The organism is Acidobacteriota bacterium, assembly GCA_035471785.1.
Classification (GTDB): domain Bacteria; phylum Acidobacteriota; class UBA6911; order RPQK01; family DATIPO01; genus JANQFM01.
This window is the reverse complement of sequence record DATIPQ010000026.1, coordinates 1-4,601: the sequence shown is the minus strand read 5'-3', so window position 1 is coordinate 4,601 and position 4,601 is coordinate 1. Positions and strand designations below refer to the sequence as shown.

At 62.3% G+C, this 4,601-nt stretch carries 6 protein-coding genes; 3 read left to right on the top strand and 3 right to left on the bottom strand.

The genetic code is table 11. The annotated features are described in order from the left end of the window. The 3 genes from VLU25_04575 to VLU25_04565 all read right to left on the bottom strand — a co-directional run. Positions 1-248, bottom strand: a 248-nt coding sequence (locus VLU25_04575) for an ATP phosphoribosyltransferase (protein HSR67193.1), incomplete at its 3' end; no start/stop codon positions are given. 25 nt (positions 249-273) lie between these two features. Next, the gene (locus tag VLU25_04570) at positions 274-570 is read right to left on the bottom strand and encodes a YerC/YecD family TrpR-related protein (GenBank protein HSR67192.1); all 297 of its coding nucleotides are present in this window, start codon (positions 568-570) and stop codon (positions 274-276) included. Positions 571-695: 125 nt separating this feature from the next. After that, positions 696-899: a dodecin family protein gene (locus tag VLU25_04565; GenBank protein HSR67191.1), complete on the bottom strand. Its 204-nt coding sequence runs from the start codon at positions 897-899 to the stop codon at positions 696-698. A gap of 419 nt (positions 900-1,318) precedes the next feature. Between VLU25_04565 and VLU25_04560 the strand changes: the two genes are divergently transcribed. The 3 genes from VLU25_04560 to VLU25_04550 all read left to right on the top strand — a co-directional run. Then, complete coding sequence (locus VLU25_04560; GenBank protein HSR67190.1) at positions 1,319-3,316, top strand: tetratricopeptide repeat protein; 1,998 nt, start codon at positions 1,319-1,321, stop codon at positions 3,314-3,316. A 104-nt stretch (positions 3,317-3,420) separates the two neighbouring features. Then, entirely contained in the window at positions 3,421-3,798 is a 378-nt protein-coding gene (locus VLU25_04555; GenBank protein HSR67189.1) for a helix-turn-helix transcriptional regulator, read from the top strand. Further along, on the top strand, positions 3,795-4,601 hold an 807-nt coding region (locus VLU25_04550; GenBank protein ID HSR67188.1), incomplete at its 3' end, for an ABC transporter permease. The genes VLU25_04555 and VLU25_04550, both read left to right, overlap by 4 nt.

Sequence of the window (4,601 nt, the reverse complement as noted above, 5' to 3'; positions counted from 1 at the left end):
TACTCGTGGACGATGTTGAGTCCCGCGATGCCCAGGTCGGTGACTCCTTCCTCGACATATTCCGGAATATCGTCGTCGCGCAAAAAAAGCAGATCCAGCGGGAAGTTGGTGCAGGTGGAGAAGAGCCGTCCGTCGTAGTATTCGAACTGCAGCCCCAGCGAACGCAGAAACTTGCGCGAAACCTCGGCCAGGCGTCCCTTGCGCTGCAAGGAGATTTTCAGATGATCGCCGTCCAGCTTGATGCTCATGTCTTCTTTCTGTGCGATGGATCTTCTAGTCGTTTGAGGCCAGCTTGTTCAGCATGGCGCGGTAGCCGCCTTCTCCGTGATTGACCCAGTGAGCCACGCGGGTGATGGTGGCGGTGGAGGCTCCGGTCAGCTCGCTGATGCGGCGGTAGGGTATGCCCTGGTCCACCAGCCGGGCCACCTGCCAGCGCTCGGCCATGGCCTGCAATTCGGTCAGGGTGCACAAGTCCCGGAAGAACAAGGCGCACTCCAGGGAGTCCGTAAGCCCGCAGATGGCTTCGAAAAGCTCCCAAAGCTCCCTGTTCCGGTCCAGTTCGCGTTCCATCGGTTTATCGAGTTAGTGTTTTATCACGTTAAAACGTACGGGTCAAGGCCTTCTCTCCGGGGACCGCCTTAAAGGGCCTTCTGTCGCTCGCTTCCAGGGGACGCCGGCGCACCCCCCCCTGAGCCTTACTCGTCAAGAACGAAGGTCACTTTCATATTGACCCGCCAGCTCTCGATGCGTCCGCCGTTGACATCCACCGACTGCTCGTTGATCCAAGCGCTCTTAATGTTCTTGAGCGTCTTTGAAGCCCGTGCGATGCCTTTCTGGATGGCGTCTTCGAAGCTCTTGTTTGATTGTGCGCTGATTTCGGTAATCTTTGCGACTGACATGAAATCGCTCCTTATGCCGTTCTATTTTCAGGCGTTGCGCCTGTTTTCACTTCTCTTAGAGCTGAAGCAAGTCTCATGCCAGTCGCTGGGGCGGGGTAATGCAGCCGATTGGCCTTCTTCCGCCTGCCGCCAGGAGATAATTCCCTAGGGAAAGATTTGCCTGGACAGGCGTGGGGACGGCATCGTTGCCTGGAAATCCTGTCGGCTTCCAGCTATGGCAAGTGGCCAACAGCTTCACACACCGAGTGGCCACGCTCAAAGTCCTGCCTGCTCTCGGCGGTATGGAGCCGCTCGTTAGTTCTTGCCCCTTTCGCCGATCATCTTGAACCATCCTGCCAACTTGGCGTGACAGGTACCAGAATTCTCTGGACCGCTGCAAACCTGCTGGGCTATGCTCGGGACTTCGCGGAAAGGCTCTTATGCGCATTGCAACGCTCTTTTTGGGACTCTTGGTGGCTGCCACTGTCCTGTTGTGGGCGGGCGTTGAGGGAACTCAGGAAAGGGCTGATCCGCTGGCCGCGATGGGCATGAAAGTGAGCGAGGGGGCCGCGGCCGGATATGTGGAAGACCGCGCCTGCGGCATCTGCCACCGCCAGATATTCGACTCCTACCAGGAAGTCGGCATGGCCCGCTCCTTCATGCGTCCGCGGCGGGAGGAGAGCATCGAAGACTTCAGCCAGCCCTTTCACCATGTCCCCTCGGACCGCTACTACCAGATGTCCTGGAACGGGGAACGTCTGGTCTTCCGCCGCTACCAGCGGGACGCGCAGGGGCAGCCGATCAATGAGATCGAGATTCCCGTCGATTGGATACTGGGCTCAGGGCACACCTCGCGCACCTACCTCTTCCGCACCGGGTCGGGAGAGCTCTATCAGTTCCCGCTGGCCTGGTATTCGCAGACTTCCAGTTGGGGCATGGCGCCCGGATACGACCGGCCCCGACACTTGGGCTTGCAGCGCTTGGTGCGCCGCGAATGCATGTTCTGCCACAATGCCTATCCCGACGTGGAGGAGGGCAGCGACCAGGACGAGCAGATGCACGTCTTTCCCGCCACTCTGCCCGAGGGGACGGGATGCCAGCGCTGCCACGGACCGGGAGCCGGGCACGCCCGCAAAGCGCTGCGGGGCGAAGCCACCGAAAGCCTGCGGACCGCCATCGTGAATCCTGGACGCCTGGAGCCTGCAAGGCGCGACGAAATCTGCTACGGATGCCACCTGCAGCCCTCGGTCGGCTTGCCGGGGATTCGCCGCTTCGAACGCGGAACCTACTCCTTCCGGCCCGGCCAAAAGCTCTCTGACTATCAAGTCTTGTTCGACATCGAGGAAGAAGGCAATCCCCGCTCTGAGCGTTTCGAGATCAACCACCATCCCTACCGGCTGCGCCAAAGCGCCTGCTTTCTCGAGGGCCAGGGAAAGCTCAGTTGTCTGACCTGCCACGACCCTCACCGCAAGGTGCCGGCGGCACAACGCGCCGCCCACTATCGCGAGGCCTGTCTGAGCTGCCATTCGGGCGATGAGATGGCCTCGCTGGAAGGACATGCTTGCTCCTTCGCTTCCCTCGAGCAGGCCGACTGCGTGAGCTGCCACATGCCACGCCGACGCACCCAGGACGTCATCCAGGTGGTAATGACCGACCACCGCATCCAGCGCCGTCCGGCCCCGCAGCAGGAGCGGCTCGCTCCCCTGCAGGAAGCCACTCACACCGTCAGCGATGTCGACTTCTATCGTCCCGAGCACGCGCCCCCGGGAAATGAGGGGCAGGTCTACCGGGCCGCAGCCGTCCTCAAGACCGGCACACGCGCCTCCGACGCCTTTCTCGATCAGTACCAAAAGCTGCTGGGCATCACAGATCCCTCCCACGCTCAGCCTTTCTTGCAGGCGGTTCCCGAGTTTCTGCGCCGCGGCCAGTTCGAGCAGGCCCGCCAACTGATCTCGGCCGCCCAGGAAAAGGATCCCGGCAACGTCCAGGCCCTGGGTCTGCAAGGAGCCCTGGAGGGGCGCGCGGGCAACCTGGAAGAAGCCATCACCAAGCTGCGGCAGGCTCTTGAGGCGCAGCCCGGGGATTGCCGCTTTCGCTATAACTTGGGCCGTTTTCTGCGGGCCGCCGACCGCCCGCAGGAAGCCGTCACCCAACTGCGCCTGGCCACCGTGTCCTGTTCCAACCTGGCCATCGCCTACCTTCACCTGGGCTTCGCGCTGGAGGAAACGGAGCAAGCCGAAGAAGCCATAGCGGCCTATCGCCGCGGGCTGGCCGTGGATCCTTCCCTGGAGAGACTCTATCTTGCCCTGGCCGAGGTCTTGGCGGCGCAGGACCAAAAAGTCGAGGCCAGCCGCTATCTCAGCCATGCAGCGCGCATCCTGTCCGAGTCGCCGCAACTGACCGAGGCCGCCAAGAAGCTCGGCGGGCAGGACAACTAAGAAACCCGCGGAATTCACCCACGGTCCGAGAAAAAATAGCCGTTCATTAAAAAAAAAATCGGCCCGGACTTGATTTCTACATTGTAAAATTATACGATGTAGAAATGCCAGCCGAAGAAAGCAAAGAGAGCAAGCCAGACGAGCCGCTTTTGGGGTCCTTCGAAGAACTGGTGCTGTTGGCCGTGGCCCATCTGGGCGGACGGGCTTACGGCATGCAGGTGCGGCGCGAGATCGAGCGTCGGTCGGGACGCTCGACTGCTATCGGAGCGGTCTACGCCACATTGGACCGGATGGAGGACAAGAGCTATCTGGCCTCCTGCCTGGCGGAGACGGCCAAGGAACGGCGGGGACGGGCGCGCAAGTACTACGCCTTGCAGCCGCAGGGGGCTCAGGTGCTGCTGAGGGCCCAGAAATTGCGGCGCCAGATGTGGGGAGAACTCGACTTGGCCGCCCTGCGCGACACCGCGGAGGCCGAATCATGAGCGGTGAGGCCGCCGGGAAGCGGCATGAGAACCGGACAGTTCCTCCGCGCCTGGCGTCCTGGCTGGTGGAACGCTGTTGGCCGAAGCCCGACGGCGAGGCCGTGGCCGGCGATCTGGACGAGGAATTTCTGCTCTACGTGCGTCCCCGGCGCGGGGCTCTGCCGGCCCGGGCCTGGTATTGGCGGCAGGCCCTGATGGCGCTGGGCACGGCTCTGAAGCGCCGCTTCTTCTCCAAGCCTCATTCCCTCGTTCATCAATCCAAGTTCCATGGTCCGCCGCCGTTCAAGGGGCGGTCAGGAGGTGCCTTCGTGAGCCGTTTGTTGCAAGATCTTCGTTACGCCGGGCGGGGACTGCGGGCCCGGCCCCTCATCAGCCTGGTGGTCATTCTTACGCTGGCGCTGGGAATCGGCGCCGCCACCTCGGTTTTCAGCGTGGTTCACGGCGTGATTCTCGACCCGCTGCCTTATCAACAGCCTCACCGGCTCATCAAGCTATATCCCGATCAACTGCTTCCCTTCGGCACGCCGGCTGTCCAATATTTGGAAGATCATGCTCAAAGTTTTGAAGTGGCCGGTTGGACGCGCAGTCTTTTCCCCCTCACCGGCCAAGGCGGACCCGAAGACGCCCGCGGCGCGCGGGTCTTCGCCAGTCACTTCAGCCTTCTGGGTGCCCGCCCGGCCCTGGGACGCGCCTTTCAGCCTCAGGACGGACGCCCCGGCGCGCCGCCTGTCGTCATTCTCAGCCATGCGCTGTGGGCCCGCCGCTACGGAAGCGATCCGTCCATCGTCGGCCGCACCATTCTC

What these genes read in the sequence shown, in the direction of transcription:
- VLU25_04570 (HSR67192.1), bottom strand. Translation starts at nt 570, where the DNA reads ATGGAACGCGAACTGGACCGGAACAGGGAGCTTTGGGAGCTTTTCGAA.
- VLU25_04565 (HSR67191.1), bottom strand. Translation starts at nt 899, where the DNA reads ATGTCAGTCGCAAAGATTACCGAAATCAGCGCACAATCAAACAAGAGC.
- VLU25_04560 (HSR67190.1), top strand. Translation starts at nt 1,319, where the DNA reads ATGCGCATTGCAACGCTCTTTTTGGGACTCTTGGTGGCTGCCACTGTC.
- VLU25_04555 (HSR67189.1), top strand. Translation starts at nt 3,421, where the DNA reads ATGCCAGCCGAAGAAAGCAAAGAGAGCAAGCCAGACGAGCCGCTTTTG.